We start from the raw sequence: 18,916 nt of genomic DNA on the forward strand, positions 1-18,916 counted from the left end.
CGGATGACCGCTCACCCTTTCGTAAATGACAGGGGTTGTGGAGAGTTGACGTGGGCGAGATTTGGACATGGCGGACTTCCGCCAGTGGGGCTGATGTGCCATCAGGGACGAAACGGTGAATAAGACCAACTGGTAAATGGGGGAGCGGCGTCGCACCCCCCGTGTTCCGGTCGGTCTGGGACCGACCGGTAAATGGCCTCTGTGGCCCGCCTTCAACGGGGCAGGATCATCACATACGCGGCCGGTTCACGATCGGCCGCCTCCATCAGCGCCGTACGCACCACGATCGCCTGCTGTTCCCCCGCGTCGCGGAGCTTCTTCGGGGAGAGGTGGACGACGGTGACGCCGAGCCGCTCCAGGTGCTCCCGCTTGGCGGCGTACGCGGACCACTGCGCGTCGTGCTCCGCCCGGCGCCGGTCGTCGTCGAGCCTGCTGTGCCGCGGCGCCCTGGTGTCGAGCACCACGGCGACCGCCTCCTCGGGCCAGTAGGCGTCCACTCCGCCGAGGTGCGGGCCACCGGGCAGCCGCAGGTCCACGTTCCAGAGCGGCTCCGGCAGGCCGTGCGACCGCACCGTGTCGTACAGCCGGTTCTCCGCCAGCGCCCGGCCCTCGGCGAGCAACGCGTCGACGGCGTCCATCAGTTGGGGACGGCCCAGCAGTTCGGCCCGGCTCAGCTCGCGTACGACGGCGGCCGGCTCGCAATGCCCGCCGCGGACCGCCTCGGTGAGCAGATGGCGTACGGCCGAGGCGTCCCCGAGCCCGGCGACCGCGTCCGCGAGAGCCCGCTCCACCGGGGCCACGGGCAGGCCCTGCACCTGCTCGGGGCAGGGCGGTTCGGCGGCCCGCACCAGATGTACGTACCCCACCGACCGCAGTCGCCGGGTACGCGGCACCAGCACATCGATCCTGACCGGCGACGCGGGCGGCGAGGCTGCCGCGAACCCGTGCAGGGCGAGCGCGGCAAGCCCGGTGACCACGGCCTCGCCGTACCCGGGTTCCGTGTCCGGTCCCGGCTGCGCGGGCACGCCCCGGCGGCCGGAAGCCGGTCGCCGGCCCGCGTACAGCAAGGCGGACCGCAGCCGTTCCTCGTCGGTGACCGGTCCCGGGTGCAGGACATACACGCCGGGCAGCGGCTGCTGCCACGGCCCACCGGTCCTGCACCGCGCGGCTGCCTCCGCGGCGGACACGCCGTGCGCCCTCAACTGTGCTGCGGACAGCACGCGCTGACGGACGTCGTCGGCGATACGGAGGTGACTGGGGGAGAGCGGGGGGTTCTGGGTCATGTTCCGGGGTTTCCCGCACGCGGTCGTGCCACTAACCCCTGTTACACGCCCGTTGACAATTCAGGACAACACCGCCCTGAAGTGCGCACGTTCGACGAACGAAAAGGACCGTCCCGGCGATTTTCAGCCTGTCCGGGTGGGCGCGCCCACGGGTCCCCATCCCGGACGGGCCAGGAAATCAAGCCCGTCCGGCGAAGGAGAACAAAGCCGGGGCGCGCGGCCCGGGGTATCCGTCAGGCCCCGGCCCCCGCTGCCGCCGCCGCGTCGCACCCCTGTGCCCGCAACGCCCGAGCCAGATCGTCCCGTGCCTCCAGCACCAGCCTGCGCAGCGCCGGTGCCGCATCCGCATGCGCGGTCAGCCACGTGTCCGTAGCCGCCAGCGTCGACGGGTCGTCCTGCAGGGCCGGGAACAGGCCCCTCACCACAGCCATCCCGATCTGGATCGACCGCTCGGCCCACACCCGCTCGATCGCGGCGAAGTACTTCTCCGCGTACGGCGCCAGCAACTCCCGCTGCGAAGACTGCTCGAACCCGGTGATCGTCGCCTCCACCAACGCGTTGGACAGCGCCTCCGACTCCACGACGCCCGCCCAGGCCTGCGCCTTCACCGCAGCCGAGGGCCGCGAGGCCAGGCACCGCACCTGGTGCCGCTTCCCGGACGCCGTGTCGTCGCGGGCCAGTTCGGCGTCGATCACCGACTCGTCGGCCACCCCGTGCGCGGCCAGCGGGGACAGGAATGCCCACCGCAGCTCCTGGTCGACGTCCAGCCCGTCGATCCGGGCCGAACCTTCGAGCAGCCCGGACAGCAGCTGGAAGTCCGTGTCCGAGTCGGCGACCGACGCGAAGAACCGCGCCCACGCCAGCTGGTGCTCGCTGCCCGGCTCGGCGATCCGCAGCTCCGCCAGCGCACCCTCGGCGAGCGCCCTGCCGCCCTCCTCGCGCCACTCGGGCGCCGCGTAGTGCACAAGTGCGGTCCGGGTCCAGGCATGCAGCATCTGCAGGACGCCGATGTCGGACTCCCGGCCGGAGAAGGCCAGCACCAGGGAGACGAAGTCGCGGGACGGCATCAGCCCGTCCCGGGTGAGGTTCCACAGCGCGGACCAGCACAGCGCCCGCGCCAGGGGATCGGTCATGTCACCCAGGTGCGCCCGCAGCGTGGCCAGGGACACCTCGTCGAAGCGGACCTTGCAGTACGTGAGGTCGTCGTCGTTGACCAGGATCAGCTCGGGCCGCTCCGCTCCGGCCAGCTCCCCGACCACCGTGCGCGGCCCCGCCACATCGATCTCGGCGCGCGCGTACCGCACCAGGTCGCCGTCGGCGGCCCGCCGGTACAGGCCGACCGCGACCCGGTGCGGCCGCAGCTCCGGGTGGGAGTCGGCCGCCTCCTGGAGGACCGCCAGCTCCGTGATCCGGTCCGCCGAGTCGTACGTCGCCACCGGGGTCAGTGAGTTGACGCCCGCGGTCTGCAGCCACGACCGGGACCAGGCGGTCATGTCACGCCCGGACGTCTCGGCCAGGACGGACAGCAGATCGCCCAACTGCGTATTGCCGTAGGCGTGCTTCTTGAAGTAGCGCCGGGCGCCCTCCAGGAACGCGTCCCGCCCCACGTACGCCACCAGCTGCTTCAGCACCGAGGCGCCCTTGGCGTACGTGATGCCGTCGAAGTTGAGCTTGGCGTCCTCCAGGTCACGGATGTCGGCCGTGATCGGGTGCGTGGACGGCAGCTGGTCGGCGCGGTACGCCCACGACTTGCGGTTGTTGGCGAAGGTGATCCAGCCGTTCTTGAAACGGGTCGACTCCACCATGGAGAACGCGCCCATGAAGTCGGCGAACGACTCCTTCAGCCACAGGTCGTCCCACCACTGCATGGTGACGAGGTCGCCGAACCACATGTGCGCCATCTCGTGCAGGATGACGTTGGCGCGGCTCTCGTACGACGCCTGTGTCACCTTGCCGCGGAAGATGTACTCCTCGCGGAACGTGACACAGCCCGGGTTCTCCATCGCGCCGAGGTTGTACTCGGGCACGAACGCCTGGTCGTACTTGCCGAACGGGTACGGGTAGTCGAAGTTGTCGTGGAAGAAGTCCAGGCCCTGCTTGGTGATGAGGAAGACGTCGTCCGCGTCGAAGTGCCGGGCGAGCCCCTTGCGGCAGAGGGCGCCGAGCGGGATGTCCAGCGTGGTGCCGTCGTCGAACGTACGGCTGTAGGAGTCCGTCACATAGTGGTACGGGCCGGCGACGACCGCCGTGATGTACGTGGAGATCGGCTTCGTCTCGGCGAACCGCCGGACCCCGCCGTCCCGGGACTCCTCCGCCCCGTTGCTCCAGACCGTCCAGGCCTCGGGCGCCGTCACCTCGAAGCGGAAGGGTGCCTTCAGGTCGGGCTGCTCGAAGTTCGCGAAGACGCGCCGCGCGTCGGCCGGCTCGTACTGCGTGTAGAGGTAGACCTCGCCGTCCTCCGGGTCGACGAACCGGTGCATTCCCTCGCCGGTCCGGCTGTACGCGCACTGCGCGTCGACCACCAGGACGTTGTCGCCCTCCGGCAGCTCTTCCAGCGCCACCCGCGTCCCGTCGAAGACGACGGCGGGGTCGAGCGGCTGCCCGTTCAGCGTCACCGCGTTCACGCTCGGCGCCACCAGATCCGCGAAGGTCGACGCCCCCGCCCGCCCGTTGCGGAACCGGATCGTGGTCACCGAGCGGAAGGTCCGCGGACCGGAGGAGGCCCCGTCGTCGTCCCCGTCGGGCCCACCGACGGCGGAACGCAGATCGAGAGCGACCTCGTAGCCGTCGACGGTCAGCAGCTCGGCCCGCACACGGGCCTCGTCGCGGGACAGGTTCTCACCGGGCACGGCGCACTCCTTTGTGTCACGTTCGAATAGTTTGATCCTCCCATGTCGCCGCTCGGCCGGGCATGCGGGAATGGCCGGTGCGCCCCGAGGCGTTCTCGCGCACAGAGGCGAACGCCCTTACGAGGAGAGATATGTCTGACAGCAGCACGGCGCCCGGCAAGACCCCTGCCGATTTCTGGTTCGACCCGCTCTGCCCCTGGGCCTGGATGACCTCCCGCTGGATGCTGGAGGTGGAGAAGGTCCGCGACGTCGAGGTCCGCTGGCACGTGATGAGCCTCGCCGTCCTCAACGAGGACAAGCTCGACGAGCTGCCGGAGGAGTACCGCGACCTGATGGAGAAGGCGTGGGGCCCGGTCCGCGTCGTCATCGCCGCCCAGCAGAAGCACGGCGACGACATCGTCGGTCCCCTTTACACCGCGCTCGGCACCCGCTTCCACAACAAGGACGAGGGCCCCACCCGCGAGGCGATCGTGGCCGCGCTCGGCGACGTCGGCCTGCCGGCCGAGCTGGCGGACTTCGCGGACTCGGACGCGTACGACGCCGAGCTGCGCGCCTCCCACAAGGAGGGCATCGACAAGGTCGGCCAGGACGTCGGCACCCCGGTCATCGCCGTCCCGGGCCCGGACGGCGAGGAGGTCGCCTTCTTCGGCCCGGTCGTCACCCCCGCCCCGAAGGGCGAGGAGGCGGCGAAGCTGTGGGACGGCACGCTGCTGGTGGCGTCGGTCCCCGGCTTCTACGAGATCAAGCGGACCAGGACTGCCGGGCCCAACTTCGAGTGATCCCGCGCGGGCGGGGAGCCGGGCATCCCCGCGTCGCCGGGGAGCAGTAGATCAACCGGCCGCGGACTCAGGGTCCGATCGAGTCATCCCCGCATCTGCGGGGAAGCGCTTCTGGCGCAACGGGTGCGGGCCCCGCGAGTTACGGGCCGCCGGGTCCCGCATGCCCGCCTCACGCGTACAGCGCGTCCAGCTTCGGCAGCCGCAGCGCCACCCGCTCCGCGTCGTCGAAGTCGAAGTTCCACTCCGGGTCCAGGGCGGGGTAATCAATCGTGAACGAGCCGCCGGGCAGGTCCTCACCCGTCGCCGCCCGATGCGCGTCCCAGGCGATCCCGAGCATCCGCTCGCACCTCCGTCGGGGCGTCCTGCTCGTCCTTGCGCTGTGCTTCAGTGGGCACGAGCTGCGCGAGCGGCGCACCTCGTACCGGAGAAGAGGGGGAACACGGACATGAAAGTAAGACCGGCTCAGCGGGCGGAAGCCGCCGCGCTGACCGAAATCGCCCTGGCATCGAAGGCCCACTGGGGTTACGACGAGGCGTTCCTCGCCGCCTGCCGCGACGAACTCACCCTGCACCCGGCCGACATCGAGCGTCACCGGACGACAGTCGCCGAGGAGGACGGCCGCGTGCTCGGCTTCACCACGCTGGAGGGCGCCCCGCCCCAGGGCGTCCTCGGCATGATGTTCGTCGCCCCCGACGCGCTGGGCCGGGGCATCGGCCGGCTGCTCTTCGAGCACACCATGACGGAGGCCCGCCGCCTCGGTTTCGTACGCCTCACCATCGACGCCGACCCGAACGCGGAACCCTTCTATCTCGCGATGGGCGCGGTACGGGTCGGAGCGACCCCGTCGGGATCCATTCCCGGCCGCGAGCTGCCATTGCTGGAGTACGAGCTCACGCCGCGCTGAAGCTCGCTCTCGACCTCGGGTAATCAGCGGAATCGGCACACCCGCGCCGAACGACGGTCGGCCCCGTCGGTGAGCCGGGTAACAACAAAATCACGGCGACACGGTTGGGAACTCCGGCGACGGTCACAGCCGTAGGCTCGGCCGCGTTCGACCAAAAGCTCGACGGGGAGGAATTGGCATGACCGTGTCGAAGATGAAGGTGATGGGGGCGTGTGTGGCTGCTGTCGCATGCGTGGGGCTCGCGAGCTCGCCGGCCTCTGCCGGCGCCAATACTCCGCATGCCTACGGCATCGCCCACGCCGGCTGCGCCTACTCTTCCGAGGGCTGGTTCGTGGCCGATGGCGACAAGCTGTACATCAAGGACACGTGCGCTGACGGCTGGTCGGCGGTGCTGAAGGTCGACGTGGCGCCGATGAAGCCCACTGAGTCGGATTACGATCACCTGATCTCCAACACGGGGGGCGCGGGGACCACGAAGTTCGAAAACGGCTTCGACTTCCCTGAAGGAAGGAAGATCTGCGTCTCCGCAGGCATCTCGACCGGCGGTGAGATGGGTGGGTTCAAAGGCTGGCAGTGCGGGACCACGTGATCACCGGCAGGTGATCCCGGCGGCGGCGCGGTGCCGGTGAGTAGCGTCGTGTGACGCGCACCGGCCATCGCCGCAGGCGCGGGCGCTCGTGCCGAACACGATCCTGGGCCAACTGGTGGGCGAAGTGGCAGGCCGAGGGCAGGAGGCGCTGATGGCACGTCCGCATGGGACCCCCCCTCACGCCGCGCCGACCCCTTGCCGGGCGCCGGGGCCTCCTTCGACTTCGACCGGCTCGGGGCCCGTCGCCCGGCCGTCGCCAGGGCCAGGGTGACCGCGAGCGAGGCCGCCGCCATCACGGTCATAGCCGTCCCCGGTGAGGTCCGCTGGGCGACGGCGCCCGCGACCGCCGCCGCGACGCCCTGCATGGTGAGCATGCCGGAGGAGTGCAGCCCGAGGGCCTGACCGGTGATCTCGTCCGGGGTCAGGGCCATCAGCCTCTCCTGGAGCAGCAGACTCGCCGAGAACCCGACCGAGGCGAGCGCGGCCAGAGCGAACGCGAGCGGCAGCGCCGGACGCGCGGCGAAGAGCAGATACGGGGCCGCCAGGAGCAGCAGCATCGGCATGGCCAGCCGACCTCGCCACCGCTGTGCGACGAACCGGCCCGCCACGGTGTCCCCGATGAGCATCCCCAGCGCGGCACAGGCGAAGAGTAGCCCCGCGTGCTCAGGGGCGTACGGGACGAACAGTGACTCGCAGCCGACGATGAGCCCGTTCGGCACCCAGAGCGCGAGATAGGCCCGGCGGCGGGGCCGGGACGACCACAGAACGGCATTGATCCGCCACGTCTCGGCGACCGACGGCCGCCCGGCGGCGCGCGGCGGACGGCGGGCCAGCCCGCACCGGGCGACGGCCGCACCGGTCAGATACAGGCCGGCCGCGACCAGCAGCGTGCCGCGCGCGGACAGCGTCGTCACCAGGAGACCACCGAGCGCGAACCCCCCGATCTGCATCAGGCCGACGCACATGTTCAGTACCGAACGCCCCAGCAGATAACCGTCCTTGGGCAGTACCTCGTTCAGCAGCCCGTACCGCACCCCACCACCCACGGCGGCGACCACCCCCTCGGTCAGAATGATCGCGAAGACGACCGGCAGCGGAAGTCCGGGGACGGCGAGAACGGCGGTGGCCAGCCCGAAAGCGAGCGCCATGCCGGTCATCGCGGCCCGTGGCGGCAGCCGGTCCGCCGCCGACATCAGCACGGTCGCCCCGATCACCTGGACGAGCGAGGAGCCGAACATGGACAGGGCGGCGAGCAGCGGCGAGTCGGTCGCGGCGTAGACGAGGGTGCCGAGGGCCAGCCCGCTCATCGTCGATCCGGCGACCTGTACGGCACTGGTCGCGAAGAGTGGTCCGAACTGCGGCGCTCGGAAGAGTTCCCGGTAGGTGTGCATGCGGGGAGTCTCAAAGGACGCGCACGGCGACCGTTACTGTTTCGCGTGGAGGCGAAACGTCATGGGCCTGTGGCAGATCAACACGGACACGCTCGCGGGAAGCCGGTTCGTCGTCTCACCGCTGGCCGAGACCATCTCCGCCCTGAACTCCCTGGAACGCGGGCGACCCGACCACCCCGGCGAACAGACCTGGCTCGACGCCCATATGCCCGCCTACCGGGCACGGCAGACCGCCGACCCGGTCGCCGCCCGCCTCGTACCCGCGGCGCTCGGCGGCAGCTGGAACGCGGACTTCATCACCCCCACGCCGACGGGCGAGGGTGCGCCGTCCTTCGAGGAGGAGCTGTCTCCTGTCCGCGCGACCACGTCCGAGCGCGCCCGAGCGGATCTGGCGGTGTCCCTCGGCGGTCCCCTCCCGCCCCTCCTGGACCGCGACGACCTGGCGCAACGCGCCGCCGACGTACTGCACTGGGTCTGGCACCGGACCGTACTGCCGGACTGGCCGCGCCGCCGCCGGATCATCGAGGCGGACATCGTCGCGCGCACCGGACAGCTGAGCCACGGCGGCTGGGCCGCCGCCCTGAGCGGCCTGCGTCCGGGCATGCGGTGGCTCGGCGGGAGCCGGCTCCAGATCAACGCGCACGACTACCCGCCGAAGCAACTGTCCGGTGCACGGCTGCTGTTCGTGCCGGTCACCCAACGCATGGGCTGGGTCTCCTGGGACGACGAGGCCGAGCGGTACGCGGTCGTCTACCCGTGTTCCGGCGCCCTGGCCGATATGGGGCGGGCGCGGGTACCCGACAGCCTGGGCCGCCTGCTCGGCCCCGCGCGGGCGACGGTCCTCGTCCTCCTCTCCAGCCCGAAGAGCACCACCCAGTTGGTGGCCCTGACCGGCCAGGGACTGGGGTCGGTGGGCCGCCACCTCAAGGTCCTGCTGGACAGCGGCCTGGCGGGCCGTCGAAGGGCCGGGCGGTCGGTGCTGTATTTCCGTACGGACGTGGGTGATGCGCTGGCGCAGGCCCAGCGGGAGGGGGAGAAGGGGCGCGAACGTTCCAATCGCCCGGGGCAGGCATAAGCTGCTGGGCGGAATATCGGATCCGTGCGGTGAAGAGCGGCTCTGAAAATGTCGAACTCACCTGGAACCACATTGATCTGACGGCATATCGGGGGAGGGGCCATGGTGGATCAGGGCGACGGAGGAGACGAGCGGCGACAGGCGGTGGACCCGGCCGACCTGGGGACCGTCCTCGCCCGCTACCGGGAACGCCCGACGATGGGCAAGCTCGCCCTGGTCGTCGTACCGACTGCCGCCTTCCTGTTGTTCGGCGGGATTACCCAGCTCCATGCCGGGCATCGGGCACCTCATATTCGACGTCATCTGCGTTCTGCTTTTCGTCTGGGGAGTGTGTCGCCTGACGCGTTCCCTCGCCTCCTGGCTGATCCTGCACGAGGGCGGAATCGTCTACCGGGGCCGACGGAAGGTGCGATGGGCGCATCGCTGGGAGGACTTCAAGGACGTCGTCCTGTCCCGTGAGGTCACGCATTTCGGCGCATCATCCCGGCCGATCTCGGACAAGATCGTCGCGCGTCTGTGGACGGCGACCGGTCAGGGCGCCCGCGAGCTGTCCGGCAACTACTTCCTGGCCGACGTCGGCGCCGGCCTCCTGGGCACCTTTCTGCGCTCGCCGAGGAACCTGACGCCGATGTTCGGCGAGATCATCGACCGCGTCGTCGAGGCGCGTGTGCGGCACGATGTGCGCGAACTGGCCACCGAGGGCGGCGTGGTCCGGTACGGGGACCTTGAGATCGGTGGCGTCTTCCTGTACGTCAAGGGCGCCGCCGACGAGATCCCGTGGGACGAGGTCACCCGGGTGACCGTGGACGACCACCGGGTCGGCATCTCCGTTCCTCATCTGCGGCGCCGCATGGAGGGCATCAAGCTCCAGGCGGACGGCCGCCGGGAGAACTACCGGGTCGGCGGGGACAACACCCTGTACATCGAGACCAAGGGCCTGAGCCACTGCCGGAAGGCGACCGTCTGGGCCGTCATGTCCCACATCGCCGAGACCCTCGACACGCGATCGCGGTGACGGTGTCGGAGCAGGTGGGCAAGGTCCGCACGGGGCGCGCGGACCAGTCGACCACGGAGGCGCCCGCGCGTGCGGTGTAGGTGTACGGCTCGCCGGCCTTGAGCCGTATCACGGCCTCCCATTGATCGTGGTCCAGCCAGCGGAAGGTGCGCTCGCGGTCCTCCGCGTCGAAGCCGGAGAGCAGGGTCCGTACGGAGACCCGCATCCAGATCAGCGCCTGTGTGGGGGTGTCGGCGTGCTCGGCTTGTACGACGCCTCCCGCGACGGCGACCTCGCACCGCCAGATGGTCTTGAGGGGCTGCCTCACGACAACTCCGCTCGGCCGATGGCGAGATGGACCCAGACCGTCTTGCCGGGGTCGCGAGGCCGTACGCCCCACTTCGCGGCAAGGGCGTCGACGATGACCAGGCCCCGGCCGGAGAGATCGTCGAGTGGCGGGGTGCGGAGTTCGGGCATCCGCCACTGGTAGGAGTCGGACACCTCCAGTACGAGGGTGCCGTGGCGGCGACGTAAGCCCAGCTCGAAGTAGTCGCCGGTTCCCTTGGCGTGGTTGATGACGTTGGTGCTCAACTCGCTGACGATCAAGGCGGTTTCGTCGATGAGTCCGCCGAGTCTCCAGTCGGTGAGGACGCTCTCGGCGTGGTGCCGGGCGGCGGGGACGGAGTCCCTGCGGGCCCGGAATCTCTTGATGTGTGTGCGCCCGGACATGGGTCTCCCAAGGTCGTGGGTGGGCAGGCGGCGTGACGGTCACGGAGTGCGCCCGACGGGGTGCACTGCGTGATGCATCTCACGGTAGAGTGAGAATCTGCTTGGACGCAACTGGGGGATAGCGAGAATTTGCATCTCACTCACTGTCTCAAGCGCCTGGCGTGTAGCGTCCGTTGGCGTGCAAACTGGTCACACGCGGTAAGAGGAGGGGACATGCCCGCAGGTGGACGCCCCACTGTGCGCAGTAGGCGGCTCGGTGCGGCACTCAGGAGGTATCGCGAGGCGGCGAAGCTCGATCAACAGCACGCCGCCGATCACATCGTGGGGTCGAAGGCCAAGATCAGCCGGATCGAGGCCGGTCAGGTGTCGGCTCGTCCGGGCGATGTTCGGTTGCTCCTGGAGCTGTACGGAGTGCAAGACCGCGCGACCTACCAGCGCTTGGAGCAGTTGGCGCGTGACTCGAACAAGCGTGGCTGGTGGCTCAACTTCAGCTGGGTGACGAGGGAGGCGGGATTCGCCGACTTCATCACGCTGGAGACCGACGCCACCTTCATCCGGACATGGCAACCGCTCTTCATTCCTGGCCTGCTCCAAACCGACGACTACCTCCGGACGTTGATGAGTTCGGACCTCACCGTGCATACGGTCGAGTCGGTGGATGAGGCTGTTGCGATGAGGCGTATGCGGAGGAGCCTCATCGAGGAGGACGGTGCCCGGTTCGCAGCGGTCATCTGGGAGCCCGCGCTTACGGCACCCATGCCGTCACCCAAGGTGCACCGTGAGCAGCTTCTGCACATATTGAATGTGGCCCAGCGGCAGAACGTGCGCGTTCAGGTGCTCCCGACGTCCGAGTGGCGGGCGGCACACCTCTCGTCACACTTCGTCATGCTCAGCTTCGGTCCTGAGCCGGCACCAGAGGTTGTCGCCTACGACACGACGACCAGCACAGTCCTCCTCGAAGACCTTGAAGAGATGGCCGGCCACGCCCGGATCTTCGAGGCCCTGACTGCGGCGGCCCTGACCGCTGATCAGAGCCTTGCGTTCATCCGGAAGACTCTGCGTGACATCCCGGAGAACGAGAAGGAAGAGGAATGAAGCGCCACGAGATCGTGACTGCATTCAAGAAGGCCAGTGCCTCCCAGAGCGCAGGCCAGGACTGCGTCGAGGTCGCCCACACCGCCGACGGCGGCCGGGCCGTCCAGGACAGCAAGAACCGGGACGGCGGGCTCCAGTTCTACGCCCCCTCCGGGTGGGCCGCGTTCATCGACGGGGTGAAGGCCGGGGTCTTCGGGGGCTGACGCACCCCGGGGAGCCGGGCGGGTTGCACTAGACGTTCGCGAGGAGTCGCTCGAGCGGTCGGGGTACGTGCTTGAGGTCCAGGTGTGTGATCAGCGCCTGCGCGTACAGCGCCTTGCGGCCGCTGTGCGTGCCCATGAACCGGCGCAGCTGGTGTTCCACGGGGCGTTCCCGCTGTGCCGGCTGGCCCTGGAACGTACGGAAGGGGCGCATCTCGCCCTGGGCCCCGATCACCTGCTGTACGGCCTCGGCCCCGAGGGCGCGGATCAGTTCGTCCTCCAGGTCGGCGACGCACACCTGGAACCCGAGTGTCTCCAGCCCGGCGTGGGTGAGACCGGACCCGAGCCCCACCCGTTCCAGATGACGCCGGAAGTGCCGCTCCTCGCCGATGTCGCAGAGACCCGCCAGCGGGAGGCCGAGCCCCGGCGGGCCGCACACGTCGAGGAAGCGCCCGATGCTCGTCGCGCCTCCGAGCGGCACCACCGCGACGCCCTCCGCGCCGAGGTCGCGGCCGTACCGCGTGGCCAGCGCTTCGATCGCGACCTGGTCGCTGCTCCCCTCGACAAGCACGACCGTCCGCACTCCGCCAGCCAGCTCCCGCGCCACCGCGGCCGCCGCGTCCGACCCCGCTCCACCGGCCGCCCATGCGACTGTCGCCCGGCCAAATCGTCTCAACTCGTCCACGAGACCTCGCTTCCCGACGCCATCCTGCACGGCCGGGATTCCGCTCGCATCCACGTTTTCCCGGCCCACGTCGTCCAGTCGACCCCAGGGCCTTTCGTCAAACTGCCGTCTGCCGCACGGCGGGTGAGGTGGCGGAAAGGTTCGAAGCTGCCCCCGAGAAGGTGGTGGCCCAGATCAAGAGCTCGGAGGGCGGCGAGAAGCGTCGCCTCGCCGTGATCTACGACGATGGGACCGACACGGTCAAGCTCTACCTCGACGGCTCCGTCAAGGCGACCGCGAGCCTCCCGCACGGCCGGCACAGCACTGGTGCCCTCCAGGTCGGCCGGGCCAAAGCCGGTGACGGCTGGGGCGAGTACCTCCACGGCGACGTGGACGAGGTGCAGGCCTATTCCGGTGCGCTGCGGGACAAGGATGTGCCCTTCCTGGGCTCGGGTACGGATCCCTGCCTGTGCTGATCCGTCCGTACTGAGTCGAGCGGTCCGACCTCCCGACGGCCCATAGGAATCGAGGTTCCTGCGGGCCGTCGGGCTCCGGTCAACCGCCGGGTGTCACAACCAGAACCCGACGAAGCACTACCGGCAGCCTCGCCATCGCCGGGGCGGTGAGGTCCGGAGGCTTCACGCGCCGAGCCACTCCGCGACCTCGACCGTGTCCCCGACGCTCACCACGCCCTCGCCGACCACCGCGTTCTTCGCGCCGAAGCTCACCTTGTTCTTGTACTCCGGCTCGCGCCGGTACGTCGACAGGGTCCGGACCGGTTCCGGGCCCGCGCGGTGGCCGGTCTTCTGGTCGACCATGGGGACGGCGCACCGCATCGCCCGTACCGAGTAGGCGAGTTCCACGGAGCCGAGGGTCATCCGGCGCACCCGGTCCTCGAAGTGCGGTTCGTCGTTGCCGGTCAGGACGATGTTGGGGCGGAAACGGTCCATCGGTACCGGTTCGGCGTCGCCCCGGGCGGTGATGCGGGCGTTGAGGCCGTCCAGGGAGGCCGTCGAGGCGACCAGCACCGCGTGTGCGTCGGCGAAGTTGACCTTGCCCGGAGTGTCGCCCCAGCCGTCCCGGTCGAAGCCGGGGGCCACCCGTACCAGGCGGGACTTCGCACCGAGCGCGTCGGAGAACCATTCCGCGACCTCGTCCCCCTGGTCGGCCGCCACGCCGAGCGGGCGGTCGAACATGCTGACCTCGCGGCGCGGGCCGTCCCGGTCGACCTTCAGACGGAGTGGTTCGACGCCCTCGGCTGACAGCGCCAAAACCGCCCCTGCGTCCAGGACTTCGACGCGGATCGCGGCCATCGACGGATGCGTGCGCTGGCTGCGGAAGGCGCCGTCGGCCGCGTCCACCACCATGAACGTCCGGTCGTGTTCGAGGCCGGTCCCGAGGACCTGTGCGGAATCGACCACGGTTCCGGCGCAACCCTTGACCGGGTAATAGGTCAGTTCTCGAACGGTGATCGTCATGATGTCCTCTCCGGTGCAGCCGCTTCGAGGTCGTCGACGCTGCCGGACATGATGGTGCGGATGTGTCGGGTGAGGTGGTCGACGGGCCAGTCCCACCAGGAGATGGCGAGGAGCCGGGCGACGGTCTCCTCGTCGTACCGGGTGCGGATCAGTCTGGCCGGGTTCCCGCCGACGATGCCGTAGTCGGGTACGTCACCGGTGACGACCGCACCGGCGCCGATGATCGCGCCGTGCCCGATCCGTACGCCCGGCATCACCATGGAGTTGTAGCCGAACCAGACGTCGTTGCCGACGACCGTGTCGCCCCGGCCCGGCAGGCCGGTCAGGAGGTCGAAGTGCTCGGCCCAGGAGCCGCCCATGGTGGGGAAGGGGAACGTGGACGGGCCGTCCATCCGGTGGTTGGCGCCGTTCATGATGAACCGCACGCCGGTCCCCAGCGCACAGAACTTCCCGATGACGAGCTTCTCCGGGCCGTAGTGGTACAGCACGTTGCGGGTCTCGAACGCGGTCGGATCATCCGGGTCGTCGTAGTACGAGTAGTCCCCGACCTCGATCAGCTCGGACTTCACCAGGGGCTTCAGCTGCACGACCCGGGGCTGGCCCGGCATCGGGTGCAGGACGGTGGGGTCGGCAGGGAGGGCGCTCATGGCGCCCATCATCGCATTCGCCTCGCATGAGGGAAGTTTCTTTTGGAAACTCACTGAGTGGTCGGGGGTGAAGCCCCGCAGGGACTGCATCATGGCCAGGATGGCCAGCTCGGCGTCGGTGAGCTGTGGGGCGATCCCGGCGGCCGGCCGCGACGGGGCGAGATGCGGTGATGCCTTCAGCAGGTCGCCGGTCTTCATCTGGAGCGCGGCGCCCAGGGAACCCAACTCTGTCTTCACGCACCGGGTTTGGGCTCCCTCGCTCGTGCGCGCCGACGATACCTTCGAATCGATCTTCTAGGGCGCTGCCGTCCCGTTCGCCGACTGGACCCGACGCCACCATTGCCTCTTGTCCGTGTCGCGTACGACGACACCGAGCTTGGCGAGTTCCTCGCGCAGCTCCGCGACGTTCTTCTTGTCGTCCTTCTCCAGCGCCCGCTCCCGCGCTTTGAAGAGGGCGTTACTGCCGACGGGCTGGCCCGGCAAGTCCTCGACCCACCGCTGGTAGTCGCACTCGTAGGGGTCGCCGTCAGGGAGCCACGGATACCCGTGTGCCCGGAACGCATCCGCGATCAACTGGTTCCCGGGCAGGTCGGCACCCTCGCTCTTGTTCTGCACGGCCAGCTCCTCGCCTCGCACGCCGAGCACCACCAGCCGCTTGGCGTCGGCGAACACCCCGTGCACGGCGGTCCTCGACACCCGCTGCGTGGAGTTGCCGCGGGCGACCGTCACCCGATCGTTCTCGATGGTGACGGTCACGTAGTCGTCTTCGGCCAGGAGGACGATCACGATCCCGGCCGTCAGTCCCACCAGCAGGCTGACGACCGTCACCCACGGCTCGGGGGCGTTGTTGATGAGGTCGACTGGCCCCTCCCACGGCACCCAGGGCCACGAGGCAGCCCAGTTGGCCAGCAGCTTCACCAGCCATCCGGCCAGTGTGCCCAGGAGCGGGAAGCCCACTGCCACCAGCAGTCGGTCGGTCTTCTTGTGCCGTACCACGGTCACGTCGCGCACCTCACGCACCTCTCACTCACTGCTTGTCTCGCCCACGAGAAACTATCACTTTCAAACCGATCGTATCTGTCGCGATAGTCGTGATGAGTTAAGGTTCGGTAGCGAGGGCGGGACCGGAGCGCTCGTGGCCCTCATAGGCGGAGAGGTCGCCGGAGTCGCGGGCTACCGGCCCGACGGGCGCGCTCTGATCGGTGGTGGAGCACGGGATGGGCTGTCCGCGTACGGAACCGTCCGCGGGCCGCCCCGGGTCGCCCTGCTCGCACTCATGGAACGCCGCGGTGCCCCCGGCGAACTCCTGATGGACGGCATCGCCGTCGACGCCGGGCCCCGCGGGGCGGGGATCGGCGGCCTGCTGCTGCGGGAGGTCGCGGCGGTGGCGGCCGACGCTGCCGGCGCGCCCCCGCCTCCTGACCCCACCCCTGCCGCGCAACACGACAGAAGGACCCCCGCCTGTCATGTCCAGGCGGGGGTCCTCCTTCATCCGCCTGCCCGGTGAAGGTTGAGAAGACGATCACGAGGCAGGACGTTCATGCGCCTCCCGGTCAGGGGGCGAGCAGCAGCACGTCGGCGCGCTCCTTGGCGGCCGCGTAACGCTTCGCCACGTCCTGCCAGTTGACGACGCGCCACATGGCCTCGATGAAGTCGACCTTCTGGTTCTTGTACTGGAGGTAGAAGGCGTGCTCCCAGGCGTCGAAGACCAGGATCGGGACGGAGCCCTGGCCGACATTGCCCTGGTGGTCGTAGACCTGCTCGACGATCAGCTTGCCGCTGACCGGCTCGTACGCGAGGACGCCCCAACCGGAGCCCTGCGTGGTGGCCGAAGCCTTCGTCAGCTGGGACTTGAAACCGGCGAACGAGCCGAACGACTCCGTGATCGCGTCAGCGAGGTCACCGACACCGTCCGCCGCGAGGGGCTCACCGCCGCCGTCGCCGGTCATGTTGTGCCAGTAGATCGAGTGCAGGATGTGGCCGGAGAGGTGGAACGCGAGGTTCTTCTGGAGCCCGTTGATCGCTCCCCAGGCCTCCTTGTCGCGCGCCTCCTCCAGCTGCTCCAGGGTGTCGTTCGCACCCTTCACATAGGCGGCGTGGTGCTTGTCGTGGTGGAGCTCGATGATTTGCGGATTGATGACCGGTTCGAGCGCCGCGTAGTCGTAGGGGAGTTCCGGGAGCGTGTACGTGGCCATGTGGTCGAACCCTCCAGCTGCTGTCCTGTTGTTATTGCAACCTATGTGCAAGAGCAGGCTAACAGCAGGAAGTGATCGAAAGTGATCAGCCCTTCGGACTAGGACTCGGCCCTCCGGTCGGCCGATGGCGGGGCGGTGCGGCGTCGCTGCCAGGGCAGAGTCGCGTCGAGAACGTCGGCGAGTTCGGGGATCGTGGGCCTGGCGGCCGGGTCGGGCCGGAGACAACCGTCGATGGCCGCGGCGAGATCGCGCGGGAGGCGTCGGCGGGACCTGACTGGCGGCGCGGGTTCCTCAAGCTGCGGGTACCAGTCGTCCTGGCCGCCCATGTCGCCGCCGTCGCCGGTCTCGTCCACGGTCACGCCGCTGTCGAACGGCGCGTCGCCGGTGGCGAGTGGACGCCGATGGGCACTGGGGCACCGTCCGCTGCCAGTTGCAGCGTGCCGACGGCTCCACCGTGAAGGTCGGTTCCTTCGCCCTCAACCACAAGGGGTACGGCTCCTGGGGTGCGCCCTACCCGGCAGGCACATCGCCGGTCACCGGCCTGCGCCTGCTCAATTCGGACGGCTCCGTGCTCGCGAGTGCCACCTTCAATCAGCACTAGGGACCGCGTCCCCGCACCGGGAACGTGTCGTCACGCGCGGGCCCGCGCCCGGGCCTCGGCGAGCCGGGTCAGATGGTCCTCGTACGCCTTCGCGTAGAACGCCGCCCGCGCCGGGTCCGGTTCGATCACCGACGTCGGGGCCGTCCAGGCGGCCGTGTCCAGCTCCGCGCCGAAGCGCCGCGCCGCCGCGAGCACCGCGCCCCGCGCACCCACCTCGCCCTCCACGATCCGCACCGGGCGGCCCAGTACATCGGCGAACAGGCGCATCCAGGCGGGGGAGCGGGTGCCGCCGCCGCACAGGGCGAGGGTGCCGGTGAGGCCCGCGGCCTCCAGGCAGTGGCGGGCGGCGAAGCCGATGCCCTCGCAGACCGCGCGGATCAGATCCGCCGGGGTGGTTTCCAGGGACACACCGGTCAGCTCGGCGCGCAGCCGCGGTTCGACGAACGGGGCGCGTTCGCCGGACGGGGCGAAGTAGGGGAGTACGCGGACACCGTTCGCGCCGGGCGAGGTGGCGGCGAGAAGCGTGTCGACCTCCGTGTGGCGTACGCCTGTGGTGGTCAGGATCCAGTCGAGGGCCGCGGTGCCGACCATCGCGGGCATGGCGCGCAGCCAGTGCCCCGGGCGGTCGGTGGAGATGTGCAGACCCGCCGGCTCGCCGTTCAGATCGAGCTGCTGCGTGGCCACCAGCGCGGCCAGACAGGTGCCGACGATCAGCAGACCGTCACCGGGACGGGTGACGCCCGCGCCGAGAGCGGAGGCCGGCAGATCGTACGGGCCGTTGGATATCCGTACCCCGGACGGGAGTTCGGCGGTGGCGACCGGGTCGCTGACCGGGGCGAGGAGCGAGGCCCGGTGGCCGAGGCCGAGCGCGGACACGACATCACAGGAGTACGTACGGGTCATCGGGTCCAGAAACGGCATCGACGCATCGGAGACATCCGTGGCCCGGACCCCCGTCAGCCGTTGGAACACCATGTCCTTGCAGTACAGGGCGGTCGTCGCCGCGTCGAGCGAGGCCGGGTCGTGACGGTCGAGCCAGGCCAGCACCGGGCCCGGACAGCCCGGGAACATCGCGCTGCCGGTGCGCCGGTAGACAGCTTCGAAGACACCGGACGCCAGCCAGCCGTCGACCAGTTCATGGGCTCGGCCGTCCATCCACGAGATCGCCGTACGGACCGGGCGGCCCGCCGCGTCGACCAGCCAGACGCCGTCGCCCTGACCGGTGAGACCGGCGAACGCGACCCCGTCGGAGCCCAGCGCGGAAAGGACCTCGCAGACCGCCCCGTACACCTCGTCCATGTCCTGCTCCACGAAACCGCCGTGGATCGTGAGCCCCACCGGGCGGGATTCGACGGCCAGCGCGCGGCCCTGCGGGTCGAAGGCCGCGGCCTTGACCACGGATGTGCCGACATCGATGCCGATGTATCTCGTCATGGGTCCGGC

At 69.7% G+C, this 18,916-nt stretch carries 21 protein-coding genes and 1 pseudogene; 9 read left to right on the plus strand and 13 right to left on the minus strand.

The genetic code is table 11. The annotated features are described in order from the left end of the window. Window positions 1-212: 212 nt before the first annotated feature. Both ABTZ94_RS12295 and pepN read right to left on the minus strand, forming a co-directional pair. On the minus strand, window positions 213-1,283 hold the full coding sequence (locus ABTZ94_RS12295) for a hypothetical protein (protein WP_351200175.1): 1,071 nt from the start codon (window positions 1,281-1,283) through the stop codon (window positions 213-215). Between the two features lie 233 nt (window positions 1,284-1,516). After that, window positions 1,517-4,132 (minus strand): aminopeptidase N, encoded by a 2,616-nt coding sequence (gene pepN / locus ABTZ94_RS12300; protein WP_351200177.1) that lies wholly within the window; start codon window positions 4,130-4,132, stop codon window positions 1,517-1,519. Window positions 4,133-4,263: 131 nt separating this feature from the next. Between pepN and ABTZ94_RS12305 the strand changes: the two genes are divergently transcribed. Continuing rightward, a complete protein-coding gene (locus tag ABTZ94_RS12305) occupies window positions 4,264-4,911 on the plus strand; it encodes a mycothiol-dependent nitroreductase Rv2466c family protein (RefSeq protein ID WP_351200179.1) in 648 nt (215 codons plus the stop codon). Between the two features lie 169 nt (window positions 4,912-5,080). Here the strand turns inward: ABTZ94_RS12305 and ABTZ94_RS12310 are convergent, their stop codons facing one another. After that, entirely contained in the window at window positions 5,081-5,248 is a 168-nt protein-coding gene (locus ABTZ94_RS12310; RefSeq protein WP_351200181.1) for a hypothetical protein, read from the minus strand. Between the two features lie 108 nt (window positions 5,249-5,356). Between ABTZ94_RS12310 and ABTZ94_RS12315 the strand changes: the two genes are divergently transcribed. After that, window positions 5,357-5,815, plus strand: coding sequence for a GNAT family N-acetyltransferase (locus ABTZ94_RS12315; RefSeq protein WP_351200183.1), 459 nt, complete (start codon window positions 5,357-5,359; stop codon window positions 5,813-5,815). Window positions 5,816-6,604: 789 nt separating this feature from the next. Here ABTZ94_RS12315 and ABTZ94_RS12320 read toward each other — a convergent pair. Next, a pseudogene (locus ABTZ94_RS12320) lies at window positions 6,605-7,795 on the minus strand (MFS transporter); the annotation flags it as partial. Window positions 7,796-7,856: 61 nt separating this feature from the next. Between ABTZ94_RS12320 and ABTZ94_RS12325 the strand changes: the two are divergent. Beyond that, complete coding sequence (locus ABTZ94_RS12325) at window positions 7,857-8,870, plus strand: ArsR/SmtB family transcription factor (protein WP_351200185.1); 1,014 nt, start codon at window positions 7,857-7,859, stop codon at window positions 8,868-8,870. 268 nt (window positions 8,871-9,138) lie between these two features. Then, window positions 9,139-9,885, plus strand: a complete 747-nt coding sequence (locus tag ABTZ94_RS12330) for a hypothetical protein (RefSeq protein ID WP_351200186.1) — start codon at window positions 9,139-9,141, stop codon at window positions 9,883-9,885. On the opposite strand, the gene ABTZ94_RS12335 is transcribed toward ABTZ94_RS12330, so the two are convergent. Next, window positions 9,842-10,192 carry a hypothetical protein gene (locus ABTZ94_RS12335; RefSeq protein WP_351200188.1) on the minus strand — a complete coding sequence of 117 codons (351 nt, stop codon included), beginning with the start codon at window positions 10,190-10,192 and terminating at the stop codon, window positions 9,842-9,844. The genes ABTZ94_RS12330 and ABTZ94_RS12335 overlap by 44 nt on opposite strands. Then, entirely contained in the window at window positions 10,189-10,593 is a 405-nt protein-coding gene (locus ABTZ94_RS12340) for an ATP-binding protein (RefSeq protein WP_351200190.1), read from the minus strand. Before ABTZ94_RS12340 ends, ABTZ94_RS12335 begins: the two co-directional genes overlap by 4 nt. A 213-nt stretch (window positions 10,594-10,806) precedes the next feature. On the opposite strand from ABTZ94_RS12340, the gene ABTZ94_RS12345 reads away from it, so the two are divergent. Beyond that, window positions 10,807-11,688 carry a helix-turn-helix domain-containing protein gene (locus ABTZ94_RS12345; RefSeq protein ID WP_351200228.1) on the plus strand — a complete coding sequence of 294 codons (882 nt, stop codon included), beginning with the start codon at window positions 10,807-10,809 and terminating at the stop codon, window positions 11,686-11,688. Further along, on the plus strand, window positions 11,685-11,891 hold the full coding sequence (locus tag ABTZ94_RS12350; RefSeq protein WP_351200192.1) for a DUF397 domain-containing protein: 207 nt from the start codon (window positions 11,685-11,687) through the stop codon (window positions 11,889-11,891). The genes ABTZ94_RS12345 and ABTZ94_RS12350 overlap by 4 nt, the downstream gene beginning before the upstream one ends. Window positions 11,892-11,919: 28 nt before the next feature. Here ABTZ94_RS12350 and ABTZ94_RS12355 read toward each other — a convergent pair whose 3' ends face one another. Continuing rightward, a complete protein-coding gene (locus ABTZ94_RS12355; RefSeq protein ID WP_351200194.1) occupies window positions 11,920-12,573 on the minus strand; it encodes a TOPRIM nucleotidyl transferase/hydrolase domain-containing protein in 654 nt (217 codons plus the stop codon). 128 nt (window positions 12,574-12,701) lie between these two features. Here ABTZ94_RS12355 and ABTZ94_RS12360 point away from each other — a divergent pair, with 128 nt between their 5' ends. Further along, complete coding sequence (locus tag ABTZ94_RS12360; protein WP_351200196.1) at window positions 12,702-13,028, plus strand: LamG-like jellyroll fold domain-containing protein; 327 nt, start codon at window positions 12,702-12,704, stop codon at window positions 13,026-13,028. A 162-nt stretch (window positions 13,029-13,190) separates the two neighbouring features. Here the strand turns inward: ABTZ94_RS12360 and ABTZ94_RS12365 are convergent, their stop codons facing one another. The 3 genes from ABTZ94_RS12365 to ABTZ94_RS12375 all read right to left on the minus strand — a co-directional run bounded on the left by ABTZ94_RS12365 (window position 13,191) and on the right by ABTZ94_RS12375 (window position 15,688). Continuing rightward, window positions 13,191-14,030, minus strand: a complete 840-nt coding sequence (locus ABTZ94_RS12365) for an MOSC domain-containing protein (protein ID WP_351200198.1) — start codon at window positions 14,028-14,030, stop codon at window positions 13,191-13,193. Further along, on the minus strand, window positions 14,027-14,677 hold the full coding sequence (locus tag ABTZ94_RS12370) for a CatB-related O-acetyltransferase (protein WP_351200230.1): 651 nt from the start codon (window positions 14,675-14,677) through the stop codon (window positions 14,027-14,029). Before ABTZ94_RS12370 ends, ABTZ94_RS12365 begins: the two co-directional genes overlap by 4 nt. Window positions 14,678-14,971: 294 nt before the next feature. After that, window positions 14,972-15,688 (minus strand): YqeB family protein, encoded by a 717-nt coding sequence (locus tag ABTZ94_RS12375; RefSeq protein ID WP_351200234.1) that lies wholly within the window; start codon window positions 15,686-15,688, stop codon window positions 14,972-14,974. Between ABTZ94_RS12375 and ABTZ94_RS12380 the strand changes: the two genes are divergently transcribed. After that, on the plus strand, window positions 15,612-16,184 hold the full coding sequence (locus ABTZ94_RS12380; protein ID WP_351200200.1) for a GNAT family N-acetyltransferase: 573 nt from the start codon (window positions 15,612-15,614) through the stop codon (window positions 16,182-16,184). The two genes, ABTZ94_RS12375 and ABTZ94_RS12380, sit on opposite strands and share 77 nt — an antisense overlap. A 46-nt stretch (window positions 16,185-16,230) precedes the next feature. Here the strand turns inward: ABTZ94_RS12380 and ABTZ94_RS12385 are convergent, their stop codons facing one another. After that, window positions 16,231-16,872: a superoxide dismutase gene (locus ABTZ94_RS12385; protein ID WP_351200202.1), complete on the minus strand. Its 642-nt coding sequence runs from the start codon at window positions 16,870-16,872 to the stop codon at window positions 16,231-16,233. 98 nt (window positions 16,873-16,970) lie between these two features. Beyond that, window positions 16,971-17,231, minus strand: coding sequence for a hypothetical protein (locus ABTZ94_RS12390; RefSeq protein ID WP_351200204.1), 261 nt, complete (start codon window positions 17,229-17,231; stop codon window positions 16,971-16,973). Between the two features lie 32 nt (window positions 17,232-17,263). Between ABTZ94_RS12390 and ABTZ94_RS12395 the strand changes: the two genes are divergently transcribed. After that, window positions 17,264-17,473, plus strand: coding sequence for a hypothetical protein (locus ABTZ94_RS12395; protein WP_351200206.1), 210 nt, complete (start codon window positions 17,264-17,266; stop codon window positions 17,471-17,473). A 30-nt stretch (window positions 17,474-17,503) separates the two neighbouring features. Here ABTZ94_RS12395 and ABTZ94_RS12400 read toward each other — a convergent pair whose 3' ends face one another. After that, complete coding sequence (locus ABTZ94_RS12400) at window positions 17,504-18,907, minus strand: FGGY family carbohydrate kinase (RefSeq protein ID WP_351200208.1); 1,404 nt, start codon at window positions 18,905-18,907, stop codon at window positions 17,504-17,506. Window positions 18,908-18,916: the final 9 nt, after the last annotated feature.

This window comes from Streptomyces sp. NPDC002785, assembly GCF_040295565.1.
Lineage (GTDB): Bacteria > Actinomycetota > Actinomycetes > Streptomycetales > Streptomycetaceae > Streptomyces.

Coding starts and splice junctions, on each gene's coding strand:
- ABTZ94_RS12315 (WP_351200183.1), top strand. CDS start 5,357: ATGAAAGTAAGACCGGCTCAGCGGGCGGAAGCCGCCGCGCTGACCGAA.
- ABTZ94_RS12325 (WP_351200185.1), top strand. CDS start 7,857: ATGGGCCTGTGGCAGATCAACACGGACACGCTCGCGGGAAGCCGGTTC.
- ABTZ94_RS12340 (WP_351200190.1), bottom strand. CDS start 10,593: ATGTCCGGGCGCACACACATCAAGAGATTCCGGGCCCGCAGGGACTCC.
- ABTZ94_RS12365 (WP_351200198.1), bottom strand. CDS start 14,030: ATGACGATCACCGTTCGAGAACTGACCTATTACCCGGTCAAGGGTTGC.
- ABTZ94_RS12305 (WP_351200179.1), top strand. CDS start 4,264: ATGTCTGACAGCAGCACGGCGCCCGGCAAGACCCCTGCCGATTTCTGG.
- ABTZ94_RS12345 (WP_351200228.1), top strand. CDS start 10,807: ATGCCCGCAGGTGGACGCCCCACTGTGCGCAGTAGGCGGCTCGGTGCG.
- ABTZ94_RS12400 (WP_351200208.1), bottom strand. CDS start 18,907: ATGACGAGATACATCGGCATCGATGTCGGCACATCCGTGGTCAAGGCC.
- ABTZ94_RS12385 (WP_351200202.1), bottom strand. CDS start 16,872: ATGGCCACGTACACGCTCCCGGAACTCCCCTACGACTACGCGGCGCTC.
- ABTZ94_RS12370 (WP_351200230.1), bottom strand. CDS start 14,677: ATGAGCGCCCTCCCTGCCGACCCCACCGTCCTGCACCCGATGCCGGGC.
- ABTZ94_RS12295 (WP_351200175.1), bottom strand. CDS start 1,283: ATGACCCAGAACCCCCCGCTCTCCCCCAGTCACCTCCGTATCGCCGAC.
- ABTZ94_RS12330 (WP_351200186.1), top strand. CDS start 9,139: ATGCCGGGCATCGGGCACCTCATATTCGACGTCATCTGCGTTCTGCTT.
- ABTZ94_RS12310 (WP_351200181.1), bottom strand. CDS start 5,248: ATGCTCGGGATCGCCTGGGACGCGCATCGGGCGGCGACGGGTGAGGAC.
- ABTZ94_RS12350 (WP_351200192.1), top strand. CDS start 11,685: ATGAAGCGCCACGAGATCGTGACTGCATTCAAGAAGGCCAGTGCCTCC.